The organism is Bradyrhizobium sp. SZCCHNS30572 (assembly GCF_032484415.1).
Taxonomy (GTDB): domain Bacteria; phylum Pseudomonadota; class Alphaproteobacteria; order Rhizobiales; family Xanthobacteraceae; genus Bradyrhizobium.
The window spans coordinates 294,874-312,840 of the sequence record NZ_JAUESY010000011.1; the positions used below are offsets into that span (position 1 = coordinate 294,874).

Here is a 17,967-nt window from a genome sequence, read left to right on the forward strand (position 1 = left end):
GGCGGATGCGACGCAGTCTCGGCTTCCTCGCGCTCGCGCTGCTGCTGTTGAGCTCGCCGGTGGCGCATGCGGTGCAGCCCGACGAGGTCATGTCGGACACCGCCAAGGAGCAGCGCGCCCGCGCGCTGTCGCGCGAGCTGCGCTGCATGGTCTGCCAGAACCAGTCGATCGACGATTCCGACGCGCCGCTGGCGCGCGACCTGCGCCTGCTGGTGCGCGAGCGTCTCGCCGCCGGTGATAGTGATAATCAAGTGCTCGACTTCCTGGTCGCGCGCTACGGCCAGTTCGTGCTGCTGAAGCCGCGGTTCGAGCGCCAGACCCTCCTGCTGTGGCTGCTGCCGCCGGTGCTGCTGCTCGGCGGTGGCCTGGCGCTGTGGTGGCAGGTTCGCCGCCGCGGCCAGCGCGGCGCGGAGGCCACGCCGAAGCTGACGGCCGAGGAGGAGGCGCGGCTCGCCGCGCTGATGGCGGCCGAGAAGCCGCCGGCGACGTGATGATCCGCTAACGCCACGATCCCCTGCCAGTTAGTTACTCCGTCATGGCCGGGCTTGACCCGGGCATCCACGTGGATCCCAGAGTGCCGGACGACGTGGATGGCCGGGTCAAGCCCGGCCATGACGACGGAGAGAGGCGGGCTGAAAGCGCGCGTGGTGCGAAGGCCGGCTGTCGCGAGTAAGAAGCGTGCGCAGCAAATGAGAACGCGCCGTCGATCCGCAAAACCCCCGTGCTTTCCCGTGCTCCGCACCTACCCGCGCTTTCAGCTTATTTTACCTTTGTCTGGAAGTGTGCGTTGACATTCCGTCTGACGTACCCGGGCAAAGCCGATGTTCTCCAACAGTAATCTGACGATCCGCTTCCTCGTGGGAGGCGTCGTCGCCTCTCTCCTCATGCTGTTGGCGATCGGCGGCGGCACCGGCTTCATCGCGGTGCTCTATCTCAACAACCAGATCACCAGCCTGTCGTCGGACTTCGCCAATCTCAGCGGTCCCGCCCGTGATCATGCGATGCTGATCTATCAGCAGGCGCAGTCGGCGTTCTCCTACTTCCTGATGGCCTGCGCGGCCATCGCCGTGTTCGCCAGCGCCGTCTGCCTGATGACCTATGCCGCCGTGCAGAACGGCATCCTGCGCCCGCTCGCCGCGATGGTCTCGGCCATGCGCGACGTCGCCGACCAGAAATACGACACGCGCATTCCCGGCCTCGGCCTCAGCAACGAGATCGGCCAGCTCGCCGGCGCGCTCGAGGTGTTCAAGACCAACGGCATCGAGCGCCAGCGCCTCACCGCGCGCGAATTGCAGGAGGCGCAGCGCCAGGGCGAGCGCTCGCGCTTTCTCGACGGCCGCATCCATTCCTTCAACGACCTCGTCGCCAGCGTCGTCGGCAGCGTGGCGTCCTCGGCCATCCGGCTGAAGAGCAATGCCGAGACCCTGTCGCGCGCCGCCAACGACACCTCCGCCAAGGCGAATGCGGTCGAGGCCGCCGCCAACCACGCCAATCGCAGCGTCCAGACCGTGGCCGGCTCGACCGAGGAGATGACGAGCTCGATCGGCACCATCAGCCGCCGCGTCTCCGACGCCACCCAGCGCGCCGAGGGCGCGGCCTCGCAGGCCGAGAAGAGCAAGAACACTATCCACGCGCTGTCGGACGCCGCCGAGAAGATCGGCGCCGTCGTCCAGCTCGTGCAGGCGATCGCCTCGCAGACCAATTTGCTGGCGCTGAACGCCACCATCGAGGCCGCGCGCGCCGGCGAGGCCGGCCGAGGCTTTTCGGTCGTCGCCTCGGAGGTGAAGAACCTCGCCAACCAGACCAGCAAGGCGACCGACGAGATCTCGGCCCACGTCGCCAGCATCCAGGGCATCACCGCCGAGACCCGCGGCGCCATCGACGGCATCTCGACCACGCTCAGCGAGATCAGCGCCATCATGTCCGGCATCGAGGTCGACACCTCGCAGCAGCGCAACGCCACCCAGGACATCTCCCGCAGCGTCCAGGAAGCCGCCCGTGGCACCCTCGACGTCTCCAACCACATCGCCCAGATCAGTTCGACCTCGGCCGAAACCGGCCGCCTCGCCTCTGAGGCCCGCGACGCCGCCGGCGAGCTGTCGCAACAGGCCGAGACGCTGAAGCGCGAGGTCGATGCGTTCATCGTGAGCGTGAAGGCAAGCTGATCGGGCGGCTAGCGCCGCACGACAACAGCCAGCCATCATCTCCGCCGTCATTCCGGGGCATTCGCGGCACGCGAATGAGCCCGGAATCCATAACCACGAGCGGTTGTGGTGGCGACGGGCCGTTTCGGCGTATTGCTCCACCAACTGCGAGTCGTGGCTATGGATTCCGGGCTCGCGCTCACGCGCGCCCCGGAATGACGGCGGCGAGAGCGTCGTCCCCGCCATGACGCGAAGCCGTCGCCCAGCCCTCCGCTGTCGTCCCTGCGAACGCAGGGACCCATAGCCACAGGGAGATGCTGTTGTGCGGGATGTCGGACCAGTCTTGTTTCACGACAACCGCCGCGGAGTATGGGTCCCTGCGTTCGCAGGGACGACATCGGAGTTGGTGGAGGCCGCTCGGGTCACACCGGCAGCTGCGAGCCGCGGCCGTCTAACCCGCTATTAGTAAATATCCCCCATCGTGCATACAGCATAGCTGTGAGTCGCCAGCCAGGCGGCCGATGCTGCGGGGCAGGCGCGTGGCGACGTCAGTTCGCCCGCCTGCCGCTCTTGGGGGAGCGGACGAGGACATGATGAGCTTGAAGATCAGGGGGCGTCTCTACGCCGGCTTTGCGGCGCTCATCGTCGCCGGCGCTGTGATGGCGGCCGTGGCGGTGTGGAACCTGTGGGCCGTGCGCGACCAGGTCGCGAGCATGTCGGCGCTGTCGGACGCGACCGCGCGCATCCTGCAGATCTCCAACCATCTGCAGGCGATCCAGCGAGCCAACCTGCGCTACATCCACGACGCCAACGAGCCGGCGCTCAAGGAGGCGGCCGAGCGCGAGGCGGCGGCGACGGCGCTGCTGCAGGCGGCCACCGCCGGCCCGCTGTCGGCGGAGCGGCGCAGGCTCTATGGCGATCTCACTGGCGAGATCGCGCAGATGCAGGCCCAGCGCGCCGCGCTCAGCGAGGCCGTCAAGCAGGTGAAGAGCGGCCGCGCCGCGCTGCTGCCGGGCGGCGAGGACCTCGCCGCCAAGGCCGCCAAGCTGTCGATCGCGGCGCGCATCTCGAAAGAACCGGAGGTCATGACCGCGGTCGCCGACATCGACTCCCGCCTGCAGCTCGTCCGCATCGCGACCTGGCGCTTCCTGGCGCTGCGCGACACCAAGTCCGCCTCCGCCTTCCGCGCCGGCGTCGACAATGTCGAGCAGCGGCTCGCCACGCTGGAGAGCGCGTCGCCGCCGGCGGGCGTGCTGGCCGCGATCGCGCCGGTGAAGGCCTCGCTGGAGCTGAACAAGACCGCGTTCGAGGCCACCGCCGCCGCCGCACTGAAGTCCGAGGACATCTACGCCAACGCGATCGAGCCGCTGATCGCCCGGAGCATCGACACGCTCAAGGCCGCCGAAACGGGCGTGAATGCCGACTATCACGCTTCTCGCGCGCGCGCCGAGGGCGCCATCGACAGCACCATCTCGCTGCAGATGCTGGTCGGCGCCGCCGCCATCCTGTTCGGCTGCCTCGTCGCGGTCCTGATCGCGCGCAGCATCGTCGGCCCGCTGGGGGCGATGACGCGGGCGATGGGGCGGCTCGCAAGCGGCGACGTCGCCGTCGAAATTCCCGGCCGCGGCGCCAGTGACGAGATCGGCGCCATGGCGACGGCGATCCAGGTGTTCAAGGACAGCATGGCCGAGACCGAGCGTCTGCGCGCCGAGCATGCGGACGCCGAAGCGCGGCAGGAGCAGCAGCGCCGGGACGACATGGCGAAGCTCGCGCGCCAGTTCGAGCAGGCCGTCGGCGAGATCGTCGATGCGGTGTCCCACGCTTCGAGCGAGCTCGAGGCCTCCGCCGGCACCTTGACCAGCACGGCCTCGCGCGCCCAGGACCTGTCGACGGAGGTCGCGGTTGCCTCGCAGGAGGCCTCATCCAACGTGCAGACGGTGGCCTCAGCCGCCGAGCAGCTGTCGTCCTCGGTCAGCGAGATCTCCCGCCAAGTGCAGGAATCCGCGCGCATCGCCAGCGAGGCGGTGGCGCAGGCCAACCGCACCAATGAGCGCGTCGGCACCCTGTCGAAGGCCGCCACGCGCATCGGCGACGTGCTCGAGCTGATCAGTAGCATCGCCGGCCAGACCAACCTCTTGGCGCTCAACGCCACCATCGAGGCGGCGCGCGCCGGCGAGGCCGGCCGCGGCTTCGCGGTGGTCGCCGCTGAGGTCAAGGCGCTGGCCGAGCAGACGGCGAAAGCCACCGGCGAGATCGCCCAGCAGGTCTCCGGCATCCAGGCAGCCACCGAGGAGTCGGTCGGCTCGATCAAGGAGATCGGCAACACCATCGGCCGCCTGTCGGAAATCTCGGCCGCCGTCTCCGCCGCCGTGGAAGAGCAGGGCGCCGCGACGCAAGAGATCTCCCGCAATGTCCAGCACGCCGCCAACGGCACCCAGCGCGTCTCACGGAACATCGACGACGTGCAGCGGGGGGCCTCGGAGACAGGCTCGGCGTCGTCGCAGGTGCTGGCGGCGGCACGGTCGTTGTCGGCGGAGAGCGGGCGGTTGAAGCGGGAAGTGAGCCGGTTCCTGGGGTCGTTGCAGGCGGCGTGAGGGGAGTCCAGTGTGTAGCTCCGGCACCAAACCCGTAGGGCGGATTAGCGCAGCGTAATCCGCCATTGCCACGGAGACCGCCGCGCGGCGGCTTACGCCTCCGGCTAAGCTGCCCTACGCATCGCCGTCGACGCGAAGCCGTCTCCAGCCCTACCTTCAACGCTCGTCGTGCGCGATGAAGCGATTCTGCCACCCGGTCCTCCCCTGTCGTTCCGGCGAACGCTGGGACGACGGCGGTGGATGTAGAGGCTGCGCGCGCGACAGTCACCTAAGCCCGGAGAAGCGCAACAACATCCGGGTTCAAATGAGCTTCAGCGATGATCCAGGATATCGCTGCGCTCATCCGGACTACGCTTGCGGGCGCCGCTCAAGAGCCGGGCGCCGCTCAAGAGCTTAGAATGGAATATCGTCATCCAAATCTGATCGTTTTGGCGGCTCAATTTTGGGGCGGGGTGGTTCAATTCGTTTAGATTCTTTGGGCGGCGGTAGCTGCTTTTGCTTGTCAGTTTGCGCTCCGTAGAACAGCCGGCCAACTGCATCAAGCAGTTCTATAATTCTCGATCGCTCTAATACCTCGCCGACGACCCCGGAAACTTCCATAGAGAGAGCTGCGAAGCGATCGAAGCCAGTCCTGGGCTGGTCCACCTCGCTTTGGAGGTCATTCAGTCGGGATATCAACTTCTCGCGTTTGTTGTCTTCAATCTCAAGTCTTCTGAAAATCTCTAGTACCTGATCTAGGTGGTGATGGATCTTCCGTCTAACGTTCTCGTCAAAGCGTACCGAATAGCCCTGTTGGCGTTGACTCCTCCTGATGAGAAGTATGGTCCGGTAGTGCATCACATCTTTGTTGAAGTTCAGGTAGGTATTGTACTCTACGTCTTGAATTGACGGTACTTCCGTCTTGAACTGGCCTTCCAGTCCAAGGGCATTAATTGCCGCTACTACTTGAGCTATATAATCAACGTAGATGATATCCAGTCGGTCATCGTTGTTTGCGGCTTCAAGGCGGCGCTTACACTCCGAATTGAAGAAGGCCTCAAGGCGCAGAAACGCCTCCTCAGGATCATCCGGTAGGTCATCGTAAGGACTAAAGGGACGTCCGAAATCGTTCATTCATCTACCTCGTGGCAGGACGAATTGATCTGCCTTAAACATCGGTGTTGGTATCTTTCGGCGGTCAGTAATTTTGATTGTAATATTTCAATGTTTCAACTGAAAAGGAGTTTGTGCGAGCTTGTGCGGGGAAAAGTCCATTCGCGAGGCCTACGAGAATCCCGTCCCCAAAACAGCGTAAGATTCGGAAAAAAAGATTTCTGGTTCGAAAAAATAAAAATCACCTTGCGTTCTCCCCCAAATCACCCGTATCCTCCACCACGTTCCGTTCCACTGAGGGGGCGTATCGCGATCGTCACGGACGTCGGATGCGGAATGCGATGGACGCGGGCGGCCGCAAGCGGGGTTTTGGCCTCGCCGACGAACGGCGGACTGCGGACGTGAAATCGTGTGGTCCTGGTCGCCCGATGCTGCGGCCAAGCCGGTGGTGATGATCCGCCGGTGACGGGGTCAATGAGCCGGTCCCCGGGGAGATCACGTATAAGCGTTAACACCATCGCACAGGGAGGGCCGGGCGTGTTCGGCCAGACCTGTGGTACCTGCCGCCTGCATTTTTTTCCGCAGGCGGGCCACGGGCGCGGCCAGCGCCCGGCCTTCCCTGTGCCCTCTACGTGAGGGTGCGAGTTTGAAGGGCATGACTCGGGCGCGGGACGCGTCGCGAGGATGTGGAGGCTCGACTCGCGGTTAGTTTTCTCCACATGCTGTTTGATAGTGGGGATCAGGATAGTTGCTCCGGGCGTCATTGCGAGCGCACCGGACGGGTAGGGCGGATGAGCGAAAGCGTCATCCGCCGGGGGCTGGCTCCGGTGCGGGCGGATGTGCGGCGGCTGGATCGGGGCTGTTGGAAAGGCGGCGGGTTACGCCTGCGGCCAACCCGCCCTACGGGGGTTACGACTTTGGTCGGACCGGCCAAAATGATGGCCGCTACGGGGCGGCCGGGACGTGGGCAAGCGCCTGGTCTCGCAAGGCTTTTCCGCCTCGCTCCACCATCTGCGCCATTCCGCCGCAGTGTTCGTGTCCGTCCATTACAGAAGTTTAACGCCGCAGCCAGCACGCCGTAAGGCGGCAGCCCCCATCTTCACTGGCGAACGGGGCGCACAGCCCGGGACCCAAGTTTTAGACCTTGACCAAAATCGCTTGCGGAGAAAACCGTATGACTGACCGTCCGACCGACCTGTCCTCCCTTCCGTCCTATCGCCAGCCCCGGCGCGGGCTGTTCTCGGCGCGCAAGTTCGCGCTGATGGCCTCCGTGGTCGCGGGCCTCGGCGTCGCCGCCTATGGCCTGTCGCCGCAGGGGGCGCCGGTCGATCTGTTCTCGACCTCGGCGCACGCGCAGGTCGCCAACGAGGTCAGCAAGGTCGCGCGCCCGGTCGGCTTTGCCGACATCGTGGAGCGGGTGAAGCCGTCGGTGATTTCGGTCAAGGTCAACATCGCGGAGAAGGTCGCCAAGGACGACAGCGACGACGATACGCCGTTCCAGCCGGGCTCGCCGATGGAGCGCTTCTTCCGCCGCTTCGGCGGTGAGAACGGCATTCCCGGCATGCCGGGTCGCGGCGGCCGCGGTGGCGGTCGTGCCGTGACCGGGCAGGGCTCCGGCTTCTTCATCTCCGCCGACGGCTACGCCGTGACCAACAACCACGTGGTCGACGGCGCCAACAAGGTCGAAGTGACGACCGACGACGGCAAGACCTACAGCGCCAAGGTGATCGGCACCGACCCGCGCACGGATCTGGCGCTGATCAAGGTCGAGGGCAGCACGAACTTCCCGTTCGCCAAGCTCGCCGACGGCAAGCCGCGCATCGGCGACTGGGTGCTGGCGGTCGGCAATCCGTTCGGCCTCGGCGGCACGGTGACGGCCGGCATCGTCTCGGCGGTCGGCCGCGACATCGGCAACGGCCCGTATGACGATTTCATCCAGATCGACGCGCCCGTGAACAAGGGCAACTCCGGCGGTCCGGCGTTCGATGTCGACGGCAACGTCGTCGGCGTCAACACCGCGATCTACTCGCCCTCCGGCGGCAGCGTCGGCATCGCGTTCTCGATCCCCGCCTCGACGGTGAAGAGCGTGGTGGCGCAGCTCAAGGACAACGGCTCGGTCAGCCGCGGCTGGATCGGCGTGCAGATCCAGCCGGTGACGCAGGACATCGCCGACAGCCTCGGCATGAAGAAGGCCGAGGGCGCGCTGGTCGCCGAGCCCCAGGCCAACGGTCCGGCGGCGAAGGCGGGCATCCAGTCCGGCGACGTCATCACCGCGGTCAACGGCGAGCCGGTCAAGGACGCGCGTGAGCTCGCCCGCACCATCGGCGGCATCGCGCCGGGCGCCTCGGTCAAGCTCAACGTCCTGCACAAGGGCGAGGACAAGACCATCAACCTGACGCTCGGCAAGCTGCCGAACACGATCGAGGCCAAGGCCGACACCGGCGGCGACAATGCGAGCCCGACCCGCGGCGCCGACGTGCCGAAGCTCGGCATGACCGTGGCGCCCGCGTCGAGCGTCGCCGGCGCCGGCAAGGACGGCGTCGTCGTCACCGAGGTCGATCCGAAGAGCGCGGCCGCCGATCGCGGCTTCAAGGAAGGCGACGTCATCCTGGAGGTCGCGGGCAAGTCGGTGACCTCGGCTGGTGACGTGCGCGAAGCGATCAACGCCGCCAAGGCCGACAACAAGAACAGCGTGCTGATGCGTGTGAAGAGCGGCGGGCAGTCGCGCTTCGTCGCGGTGCCGCTGGCCAAGGGCTGAGCGAGGGCCAAGGCCCTCACGAGAAGGCCCTTACGAGATGGGAGACCGCCGGCATGTGCCCCCGCGCCGGTGGCTCTTCCTGGGGGCGGGCTTCAAGTTCCGCTCCCGCAAACCTTCCGTTGGACAACGCCCCCCTCCGTCGGAAGGAACTCGGGCGGTGAGGTCCCCCAGCCTCACCGCCCACTTTGCTGCCGATCAACCCCGGGCCCATGCCGCCTTGCACGGAAACGGCGGCCGGTCCATGTAGATGGACATCGAACCGTGACCGCCGCCCCCGTTTCCGCAATGCGCCTCCTGATCATCGAAGACGACCGCGAGTCCGCCGACTATCTGGTCAAGGCGTTCCGCGAGGTCGGACATGTCGCAGACCTCGCCAGCGACGGCGAGGAGGGGCTCGCCATGGCCGACAGCGGGGATTACGACGTGCTGGTGGTCGACCGCATGCTGCCCAAGCGCGACGGCCTGTCGCTGATCGGCGCGCTGCGCGACAAGGGCAACCGGACGCCCGTGCTCATTCTGTCGGCGCTCGGCCAGGTCGATGACCGCATCAAGGGCCTGCGCGCCGGCGGCGACGATTATCTGCCGAAGCCCTATGCCTTCGCCGAGCTGCTCGCCCGCGTCGAGGTGCTGTCGCGCCGCCATGGCGGCCCGGCCGAGGAGACCACCTACAAGGTCGGCGATCTCGAGCTCGATCGCCTGTCGCATCGCGTCGCACGCGGCAAGGACGAGCTGACCCTGCAGCCGCGCGAGTTCCGCCTGCTCGAATATCTCATGAAACATGCGGGGCAGGTGGTGACGCGCACGATGCTCCTGGAGAACGTCTGGGATTATCATTTCGATCCGCAGACCAACGTGATCGACGTCCACATCTCGCGGCTGCGCTCCAAGATCGACAAGGGGTTCGACCGCCCGCTGCTCCACACCATCCGCGGCGCGGGGTACATGATCCGTGACGGCCTTCGGTAAGCTGATCCGCACCACGGCGTTCCGGCTGACGCTGGTCTATCTGCTGTTGTTTGCGCTGTTCGCCGCCTCGCTGCTCGGCTATTTCGCCTGGAACACCCGCCGGCTCATCACCGAGCAGATCTCGACCACGGTCACCTCCGAGATCAGCGAGATGACCGACATCTTCGCCCGCTGGGGCCTGCGCGGAATCGTCGGCGCGATCGAGAGCCGCGCGCTGCGGCCGGGCGCCAATCTCTATCTCATCACCACGCCGACCGGGCAGGCGATCGCCGGCAATGTCGGCTCGCTGGCGCCGGGCGTGATGGGCTCGTCCGGCTGGTCGGAGACGTTCTACCGGCGGCTCGACGACAGCACCGAGCACAGCCATCGCGCGCTGGTCTATGTCACGCAGCTCTCCAGCGGCTTTCGGCTTTTGATCGGCCGCGATCTCGAGGAGCGCCGCCGCCTGTTCGGCATCGTCGCCAAGGCGGCGCAATGGTCAGTGCTGGTCGTGGTGGTGCTCGGCATCGGCGGCGGCATCTTTGTCGCGCGGCGCGTGCTGCACCGGATCGATGCCATGACCGGCACCACGCGGCGGATCATGGATGGCGATCTCTCCGGCCGTCTGCCGGTCGGGCGCAGCGGCGACGAGCTCGATCGCCTGGCGGAAAATCTCAACGCGATGCTGGAGCGCATCGAGGCGCTGATGACTGGCCTCAAGGAGGTCTCCGACAATATCGCGCATGATCTCAAGACGCCGCTGACGCGGTTGCGCAACCGCGCCGAGGAGGCGCTGGCGAAGTCGCGCTCCGAGGACGAATATCGCGCGGCGCTGGAGCGGACGATCGAGGAATCCGACGGCCTGATCCGCACCTTCAACGCGCTCTTGATGATCGCGCGGGCGGAGTCCGGGCAGGCGCGCGGCGACATGGTCGAGTTCGATGCGGCCGAGGTCGCCGGCGGCATCCACGAATTGTACGAGCCGCTGGCCGAGGACAATGAGATGACCTTGCGGGTCAAGGCCGCGGCCGCGCCGGTGCATGGCAATCGCGAGCTGATCAGCCAGGCGCTCGCCAATCTCGTCGAGAACGCGATCAAATACGGCAAGCCGGCGGCGCTGCCGCTCGATGCCGCCGCCGCCGCTGATAGCCGCGAGATCCTGATCGAGGCGCGGCGCGAGGGCGGACAGGTGCTGCTCAGCGTGACCGATCATGGCGAGGGCATTCCCGAGGCCGAGCGCAAGCGCGCCGTCGAGCGTTTCGTGCGGCTGGAGGCGAGCCGCACCTTGCCGGGTTCCGGCCTCGGTCTCAGCTTGGCGTCCGCCGTCGCGACCCTGCATGGCGGCGAACTCCGGCTCGCCGATGCCAAGCCGGGGCTGATCGCGACGCTGGTGCTGCCGGCTGGTGCCGGCGTGCCCGCGAAGCTTGCGGCGCCGGCGCAGGATGTGCCACAGAAGGCCGCATGATCTCATCCGCGCCGGGAAACGCGGACGGGCAGATGCTGGCCGAACGTTTCGTTGCCGGCCCACATGTCCGTGCGCCCGACAAAGCCGAACAGCGCCTCCACGAGTGGCTCGCCGAGCTCGAGCCGTCCTTGGCCGCCTCGCTCCACCAGCTGCTCGCCGACGGCTGGCCGCGAACCATCCTGCTCGGGATTGCCGAGTGCTCGCCCTATCTGTTCGATCTCGTCCGCGCCGACGGCCATCGCCTGGACCGTCTCTTGCGCAGCGAGCCGCAGGCGCATCTCGCCGAGCTGATCGCCCGCACCGGGCGCGAGGTGTTTGCCGCTTCCAGCGAAGCCGAGGTGATGAGCCTGCTGCGGCGGCTGAAATCCGAGGCGGCGCTCTTGATCGCGCTGTGCGACATCGGCGGCGTCTGGCCGGTTATGCAGGTGACGGCGGGGCTGACCGACGTCGCGGTGTCCTCGGTGCAGATGGCGCTGCGGTATCTGCTGCGCCTGGAGACGGTGCGCGGCCGGCTCGCGCCCGTCGATGCCGACGATCCGGAGCAGGGCAGCGGCCTGTTCGTGCTCGCGATGGGCAAGATGGGGGCGGGCGAGCTCAACTATTCGAGCGACATCGACCTGATCGTGTTCTTCGATCCCGAGATCAACTCGCTGGCGCGCGACATCGAGCCGCAGCCGTTCTTCGTCCGCGTGACGCAAGCGATGGCGCGGCTGCTGCAGAGCCGCACCGCGGACGGCTATGTGTTCCGCGTCGATCTCCGGCTGCGGCCGGATCCGGCCTCGACGCAGGTGGCGATGTCGACCGAGGCAGCGCTGCATTACTACGAGCGCGAGGGCCGCACCTGGGAACGCGCCGCGATGATCAAGGCGCGGGTCTGTGCCGGCGACGTCGTCGCGGGCGAGGCGATGCTGGCGGAGCTGTCGCCGTTCGTATGGCGCAAGCATCTCGACTTCCAGGCGCTGACCGACGTCCACGACATGAAGCGGCAGATGCAGGTCTATCGCGGCCACAGCGAGATCGCGGTCGAAGGCCACAACGTCAAGGTCGGGCGCGGCGGCATCCGCGAGATCGAGTTCTTTGCCCAGACTCAGCAGTTGATCGCCGGCGGCCGTCATCCCGAGCTGCGCGTCCGTCCGACTTTGCAGGCGCTCGACGTGCTCACCGCCAGCAAGTGGATCACGGAGCAGGCGCGCGACGAGCTCACCACGGCTTATGAGTTCCTGCGCAGGGTCGAGCACCGGCTGCAGATGATGGCGGACGAGCAGATCCACAGCCTGCCCGACGATGTCGAGGGCGTGAGCCGCTTCGCATGCTTCTTCGGCTACGACAGCCGCGAGCGGTTCGCGACCGATCTGCTGTTCCATCTCGACGTCGTGCAGGGACATTACGCCAGGCTGTTCGAGGGCGATCCCACCGGCACCGTCAGCCTGCCGGCGGTGAACTACGGCGCCGGTCCCGACGAGCCGCGCCTGATGGAGCATCTTGCCGGATTGGGCTTCCGCGATCCGGTGATGGTCGCCAAGACCCTGCAGCAATGGCTGGCGGGCGAGTACCGCGTGTTCCGCACGGATGCGACGCGCACCGCGTTCACCGATTTCCTGCCCGCGCTGATCGATGGCCTCGCGCATGCCGACGAGCCGGATCGCGCCGTCGTGGCCTTCGACCGCTTCCTGCAGGCGCTGCAACTCGGCGGCCGCCTGATCACCCTGCTCGGGCAGAACCGCGATCTCGTGGCGCTCGTCGCGCTCGTGCTCGGGGCGGCGCCCCGGCTCGGCGACATGCTGGCGCGGCAGCCGCGGCTGATGGACGGCCTGATCGATCCGCGCTTCTTCGGCGCGATCCCCGACCGGCGCGAATTGTCAGAGCGGCTGGCGTCGACGCTAAAGGATGCCGGGACCTATGAGGAGTTTCTCGATCGTCTCAGGCTGTTCGGCCAGGAGAGCCTGTTCCTAATCGGCACGCGCATCCTCTCCGGCACGGTGTCGGCGCAGCAGGCCGGCACCGCCTTCGCCGACGTCGCCGAGGGCATCGTGCACACCGTGCATGATCTCGTGACGGAGCGCTTCGCCGCCCAGCACGGCCGCATCAAGGGCCAGGAGACCGCGATCGTCGCGATGGGGCGGCTCGGCGCGCGCGAAATGACGGCTTCGTCCGATCTCGACCTGATCCTGCTCTACGACTTCGACGGCGATGCGCCGGATTCCGACGGCGAGCGCTCGCTGCAGGGCGCGCACTACTTCGCGCGCTTCACCCAGCGGCTGATCTCGGCCTTCACCTCGCGCACCAATTACGGCGTGCTCTACGATATCGACATGCGGCTGCGGCCGTCGGGCCGCGCCGGCCCGCTGGCCTCGCACATCGACTCCTTTGCGCATTACCAGGAGCAGGAGGCGTGGACCTGGGAGCACATGGCGCTGACGCGGGCACGGGTGATCTCGGCGTCGCCGGCGTTTCGGGCCCGGATTGAGGAGATCATCCAGGCCGCGCTGCAGTGTCCGCGCGACAGGAGCGCGATCGCGCGCGACGTCGCCGACATGCGCCGCGCGATCGCGGCCGAGAAGGGCGAGGCCGATCTGTGGGACCTCAAGCACGCCGCCGGCGGCATGGTCGACATCGACTTCGTCGCGCAATATCTGCAGCTCGTCCATGCCGCGACGACGCCGGAGATTCTCGATGTCAGCACGCTTGCGGTGCTCGACAATGCCGAGCGGCTCGGCGTGCTGCCGCGCGCTGAAGCCGTGATCCTGCGTCAGGCCGCGCGGCTGTATCACGATCTGACGCAGATCGTGCGGCTGTGCGTCAGCGACAAGTTCAAGCCGGATCAGGCCGGCGAGGACCTGCTGCGGGTGATGGCCCGGGCGGGCGACGCGCCGGATTTCTCGGCGCTCGAGGCGCGGCTGCGCGAAACGCAGACCGAAGTGCGGCGCGTGTTCACCGCACTCGTGGAGGGATGACCCGACCAGCCGCGCGGTAGGACGGCCGGCCGCCTATGCCTTTTCCTTGGCGACCGCGGCATCTTTCAGCCGGCCGATCGCTTCCTTCACCGCCGGGTCGAGGCCCGCGCCGCCGGCGTCGTGGTGCGCATAGATCGTCTTGAGCATGCGCGGATCCCAGAACTTCTTGATGTGCTCGGCGACGCCGGCGACCTCCTTCTCCTGCCCCTGGCTCTGGAAGAACTTGCCGATCTGGTTGGCCATGTAGACGAGGCGCTCGGAGGGGTTATGCGACATGGGTGTTGTCCGTCTGTGTTGATCGCGCGCCGGTCTCGGCGCTCGCGACGATCCGTTCGGGATGGGTGAAGATTTCGAAGCCGTCGTTGCGGGCCACCGCAATCAGCGTGATGCCGGCGGCCTCGGCCATGCGAATGGCGAGCGCGGTCGGGGCGGAGACCGCGACCATGATGGGTGCGCCCATGGCAGCAGCCTTCTGCACCAGTTCGACCGAGACGCGGCTCGTCAGGATCACGATGCCCTCGCTCGCCGCACAGCGCGTTTGCGCGAGGTGGCCAGCGAGCTTGTCGAGCGCGTTGTGGCGGCCGACATCCTCGCGCAAGCCGACGATGCCGCGCGCGGGAGTCCAGAACGCCGCGGCATGCACCGCGCGGGTCTCGTGATTGAGCTTCTGCAGCGGCTCGATGGCCTCAAGCGCCGCCATGACGTCGCGCGGAGCGAAACGCCGGCCGTCCGGGACATGCGCCGCCGGCCGCACCGCTTCGCTGATCGAATCGATGCCGCACAGGCCGCAGCCGGTGGGGCCGGCGATGTTGCGGCGGCGCTCGGCCAAGCGTTCGGCCTGCGCGTCGGGCAGCCACATCCTGAGCTCGATGCCGTCATCCAGCTCGACGACGTCGAGCGAGATGATGTCGTCGCGGCTCGTGACGAGACCTTCGTTCAGGCTGAAGCCGATGGCGAAGTCGCGGAGGTCTTGCGGCGTCGCCATCATGACGGCCTGGGTGCCGCCATTGTAGGTCAGTGCGACCGCGGTCTCCTCCGGCACGCGGCGGTGGCCCTCGGTGAGGGCTCCGTCGCGCCAGACCAGACGATCCGCGATGCGCACTGCATCGGTCATGCTACTCCGCTGCCTCCACGACCGGGGCGATGCGGCGCGAGTTGCGGGCCTGCTCGTCATAGGCTTTCTGCCAGTCCGACGGTCCGTTGGACTGCGACACCTGCACTGCCGTGACCTTGTACTCCGGACAGTTGGTGGCCCAGTCCGAATAGTCCGTGGTGATGACGTTGGCCTGGGTCAGCGGATGGTGGAAGGTGGTGTAGACCACGCCGGGGGCGACGCGCTCGGAGATCAGCGCGTGCAGCGTGGTCTCGCCGGCGCGGCTGGTCAGCCGCACCCAGTCGCCGTCGCGGATGCCGCGCTGCTCGGCATCGTGCGGATGGATCTCCAGCACGTCCTCGCCATGCCACACCACGTTCTCGGTGCGCCGCGTCTGGGCGCCGACATTGTACTGCGACAGGATGCGCCCCGTGGTGAGCAGGAGCGGGAAGCGCGGGCCGGTGCGCTCGTCGGTCGCGACATACTCCGTGACCACGAACTTGCCCTTGCCGCGGACGAAGCCGTCGACATGCATGATCGGCGAACCCTCGGGATTCTTCTCGTTGCAGGGCCACTGCACCGATCCCATCTCCTCGAGCTTCTGATAGGAGACGCCGGCGAAGGTCGGCGTCAGCGCCGCGATCTCGTCCATGATCTCGGACGGGTGATTGTACTTCATCTCGAAGCCCATCGCCTTGGCGAGACCGATCGTCACCTCCCAGTCGGCCATGCCGTTGAGCGGGGTCATCACCTTGCGCACCCGCTGGATGCGGCGCTCGGCGTTGGTGAAGGTGCCGTCCTTCTCGAGGAAGGTCGAGCCCGGCAGGAACACGTGGGCGTAGTTGGCGGTCTCGTTCAGGAACAGGTCCTGCACGATGACGCATTCCATCGACGACAGCGCCTGCACCACATGCGTGGTGTTGGGATCCGACTGCAGGATGTCCTCGCCCTGCACGTAGAGGCCCATGAAGGTGCCTTCGATCGCGGAGTCGAACATGTTCGGGATGCGCAGGCCCGGCTCAGGGTTGAGCTTGACGTTCCACATCGCCTCGAACTGGTCGCGCACCGCGTCGCCCGAGATGTGGCGGTAGCCCGGCAGCTCATGCGGGAACGAGCCCATGTCGCACGAGCCCTGCACGTTGTTCTGGCCGCGCAGCGGGTTCACGCCGACGCCGCGGCGGCCGATATTGCCGGTCGCCATCGCGAGGTTGGCGATCGCGATCACCGTGGTCGAGCCCTGGCTGTGCTCGGTCACGCCGAGGCCGTAGTAGATCGCGCCGTTGCCGCCCTTGGCGTAGAGCCGGGCCGCGCCGCGGATCGCTTCCGGGTCCACGCCGGAAATGCTGGCGATCGCCTCGGGGCTGTTCTTCTCCAGCGCGACGAACTCGGCCCAGTCCTGGAACTCGCTCCAGTCGCAGCGCTCGCGCACGAAGGTCTCGTTGACGAGGCCTTCGGTGACGATCACATGGGCCAGCGCAGTCAGGATCGCGACATTGGTGCCGGGCAGCAGCGGCAGATGATAGTCGGCCTTGACGTGCGCCGACTTCACGAGGTCGATCTTGCGCGGATCGACGACGATCAGCTTGGCGCCCTGACGCAGCCGCTTCTTCATGCGCGAGCCGAACACCGGATGCGCATCGGTCGGGTTGGCGCCGATCACCATGATGACGTCGCTGTCCTCGACCGAGTCGAAGTCCTGCGTGCCGGCGGAGGTGCCGAAGGTGGTGGCAAGGCCGTAGCCGGTCGGCGAGTGGCAGACGCGGGCGCAGGTGTCGACATTGTTGTTGCCGAAGCCGGCGCGGATCAGCTTCTGCACCAGATAGGTTTCTTCGTTGGTGCAGCGGGACGAGGTGATGCCGCCGATCGAGTCGCGGCCGTATTTGGCCTGGATGCCGCGCAGCTTGTCGGCGGCGAACTTGAAGGCCTCGTCATAGGAGACCTCGCGCCAGGGCTGGTCGATGGTCTCGCGGATCATCGGCTTGAGGATGCGTTCCTTGTGGGTCGCATAGCCATAGGCGAAGCGGCCCTTGACGCAGGAATGGCCGCGATTGGCCTTGCCATCCTTGTACGGCACCATGCGCACGACTTCCTCGCCGCGCATCTCCGCCTTGAAGGCGCAGCCGACGCCGCAATAGGCGCAGGTGGTGACCGCCGAATGCTCCGGCTGGCCGATCTCGATCACGCTCTTCTCGGTCAGGGTCGCGGTCGGGCAGGCCTGTACGCAAGCGCCGCACGACACGCATTCCGAACCGAGGAAGCTCTCGCTCATGCCCGGCGACACCCGGCTGTCGAAGCCGCGGCCGGAGATGGTCAGCGCGAACGTGCCTTGCACTTCCTCGCAGGCGCGGACGCAGCGCGAGCAGACGATGCACTTGGAGGGATCGTAGGTGAAATACGGGTTCGACTCGTCCTTCGGCAGCCAGGCCGGATTGGCTTCGCCGCAGGCGTCGGCGAACACGTGGTTGTCGCCCTGATAGCCGTAGCGCACGTCGCGCAGGCCGACGGCGCCGGCCATGTCCTGCAGCTCGCAATCGCCATTGGCAGCGCAGGTCAGACAGTCGAGCGGATGGTCGGAGATGTAGAGCTCCATCACGCCCTTGCGCAGCTTCTTCAGCCGCTCGGTCTGGGTGTGGACGACGAGGCCCGCGGCCACCGGCGTGGTGCAGGAGGCCGGGGTGCCGGCGCGGCCTTCGACCTCGACGAGGCAGAGGCGACACGAGCCGAACGCGTCGACCATGTCGGTCGCGCACAGCTTCGGGATCTGCGTTCCGGCCTCCATGGCCGCGCGCATGATCGAGGTGCCCTCGGGAACGGTGATGCTCTGGCCGTCGATGGTGAGCGTGACCATCTTTTCGGACTTGGAGAGCGGTGTGCCGTAATCGGTTTCGTGGATGAGCGACATGGTCGGTGTCCTTGTTCCCG

The 17,967-nt window shown here is 66.9% G+C and carries 11 protein-coding genes; 7 read left to right on the forward strand and 4 right to left on the reverse strand.

Annotated features, from left to right (window positions below; genetic code table 11):
• Positions 1 to 5: 5 nt before the first annotated feature.
• From QX048_RS30400 to QX048_RS30410, 3 genes are all read left to right on the forward strand, one after another.
• Positions 6 to 491, forward strand: a complete 486-nt coding sequence (locus QX048_RS30400; protein WP_316167013.1) for a cytochrome c-type biogenesis protein — start codon at positions 6 to 8, stop codon at positions 489 to 491.
• 330 nt (positions 492 to 821) lie between these two features.
• A complete protein-coding gene (locus QX048_RS30405) occupies positions 822 to 2,165 on the forward strand; it encodes a HAMP domain-containing methyl-accepting chemotaxis protein (RefSeq protein ID WP_315828275.1) in 1,344 nt (447 codons plus the stop codon).
• Positions 2,166 to 2,734: 569 nt separating this feature from the next.
• Positions 2,735 to 4,738, forward strand: coding sequence for a methyl-accepting chemotaxis protein (locus QX048_RS30410; RefSeq protein WP_316200821.1), 2,004 nt, complete (start codon positions 2,735 to 2,737; stop codon positions 4,736 to 4,738).
• Between the two features lie 393 nt (positions 4,739 to 5,131).
• Here the strand turns inward: QX048_RS30410 and QX048_RS30415 are convergent, their stop codons facing one another.
• The gene (locus tag QX048_RS30415) at positions 5,132 to 5,851 is read right to left on the reverse strand and encodes a hypothetical protein (RefSeq protein WP_316200822.1); all 720 of its coding nucleotides are present in this window, start codon (positions 5,849 to 5,851) and stop codon (positions 5,132 to 5,134) included.
• A gap of 1,153 nt (positions 5,852 to 7,004) precedes the next feature.
• On the opposite strand from QX048_RS30415, the gene QX048_RS30420 reads away from it, so the two are divergent.
• The 4 genes from QX048_RS30420 to QX048_RS30435 all read left to right on the forward strand — a co-directional run bounded on the left by QX048_RS30420 (position 7,005) and on the right by QX048_RS30435 (position 13,952).
• The gene (locus QX048_RS30420) at positions 7,005 to 8,588 is read left to right on the forward strand and encodes a Do family serine endopeptidase (protein WP_316194734.1); all 1,584 of its coding nucleotides are present in this window, start codon (positions 7,005 to 7,007) and stop codon (positions 8,586 to 8,588) included.
• 285 nt (positions 8,589 to 8,873) lie between these two features.
• The gene (locus QX048_RS30425; protein ID WP_315716199.1) at positions 8,874 to 9,554 is read left to right on the forward strand and encodes a response regulator transcription factor; all 681 of its coding nucleotides are present in this window, start codon (positions 8,874 to 8,876) and stop codon (positions 9,552 to 9,554) included.
• On the forward strand, positions 9,538 to 10,998 hold the full coding sequence (locus QX048_RS30430) for a sensor histidine kinase (protein ID WP_316200823.1): 1,461 nt from the start codon (positions 9,538 to 9,540) through the stop codon (positions 10,996 to 10,998). Before QX048_RS30425 ends, QX048_RS30430 begins: the two co-directional genes overlap by 17 nt.
• Entirely contained in the window at positions 10,995 to 13,952 is a 2,958-nt protein-coding gene (locus QX048_RS30435) for a bifunctional [glutamine synthetase] adenylyltransferase/[glutamine synthetase]-adenylyl-L-tyrosine phosphorylase (protein WP_316200824.1), read from the forward strand. Before QX048_RS30430 ends, QX048_RS30435 begins: the two co-directional genes overlap by 4 nt.
• A gap of 33 nt (positions 13,953 to 13,985) precedes the next feature.
• Here QX048_RS30435 and QX048_RS30440 read toward each other — a convergent pair whose 3' ends face one another.
• From QX048_RS30440 to fdhF, 3 genes are read right to left on the reverse strand one after another with little or no spacing between them, the layout of a single operon-like run.
• Positions 13,986 to 14,228 (reverse strand): formate dehydrogenase subunit delta, encoded by a 243-nt coding sequence (locus QX048_RS30440; RefSeq protein WP_315716156.1) that lies wholly within the window; start codon positions 14,226 to 14,228, stop codon positions 13,986 to 13,988.
• The gene (gene fdhD / locus QX048_RS30445; RefSeq protein WP_315768114.1) at positions 14,218 to 15,066 is read right to left on the reverse strand and encodes a formate dehydrogenase accessory sulfurtransferase FdhD; all 849 of its coding nucleotides are present in this window, start codon (positions 15,064 to 15,066) and stop codon (positions 14,218 to 14,220) included. The genes QX048_RS30440 and fdhD overlap by 11 nt, the downstream gene beginning before the upstream one ends.
• Before the next feature lies 1 nt (position 15,067).
• A complete protein-coding gene (fdhF, locus tag QX048_RS30450; protein WP_315768112.1) occupies positions 15,068 to 17,947 on the reverse strand; it encodes a formate dehydrogenase subunit alpha in 2,880 nt (959 codons plus the stop codon).
• Positions 17,948 to 17,967 lie beyond the last annotated feature (20 nt).

What these genes read in the sequence shown, in the direction of transcription:
- QX048_RS30415 (WP_316200822.1), bottom strand. Translation starts at nt 5,851, where the DNA reads ATGAACGATTTCGGACGTCCCTTTAGTCCTTACGATGACCTACCGGAT.
- QX048_RS30435 (WP_316200824.1), top strand. Translation starts at nt 10,995, where the DNA reads ATGATCTCATCCGCGCCGGGAAACGCGGACGGGCAGATGCTGGCCGAA.
- QX048_RS30405 (WP_315828275.1), top strand. Translation starts at nt 822, where the DNA reads ATGTTCTCCAACAGTAATCTGACGATCCGCTTCCTCGTGGGAGGCGTC.
- QX048_RS30400 (WP_316167013.1), top strand. Translation starts at nt 6, where the DNA reads ATGCGACGCAGTCTCGGCTTCCTCGCGCTCGCGCTGCTGCTGTTGAGC.
- QX048_RS30440 (WP_315716156.1), bottom strand. Translation starts at nt 14,228, where the DNA reads ATGTCGCATAACCCCTCCGAGCGCCTCGTCTACATGGCCAACCAGATC.
- fdhF (WP_315768112.1), bottom strand. Translation starts at nt 17,947, where the DNA reads ATGTCGCTCATCCACGAAACCGATTACGGCACACCGCTCTCCAAGTCC.
- QX048_RS30420 (WP_316194734.1), top strand. Translation starts at nt 7,005, where the DNA reads ATGACTGACCGTCCGACCGACCTGTCCTCCCTTCCGTCCTATCGCCAG.
- QX048_RS30410 (WP_316200821.1), top strand. Translation starts at nt 2,735, where the DNA reads ATGATGAGCTTGAAGATCAGGGGGCGTCTCTACGCCGGCTTTGCGGCG.
- fdhD (WP_315768114.1), bottom strand. Translation starts at nt 15,066, where the DNA reads ATGACCGATGCAGTGCGCATCGCGGATCGTCTGGTCTGGCGCGACGGA.
- QX048_RS30425 (WP_315716199.1), top strand. Translation starts at nt 8,874, where the DNA reads ATGCGCCTCCTGATCATCGAAGACGACCGCGAGTCCGCCGACTATCTG.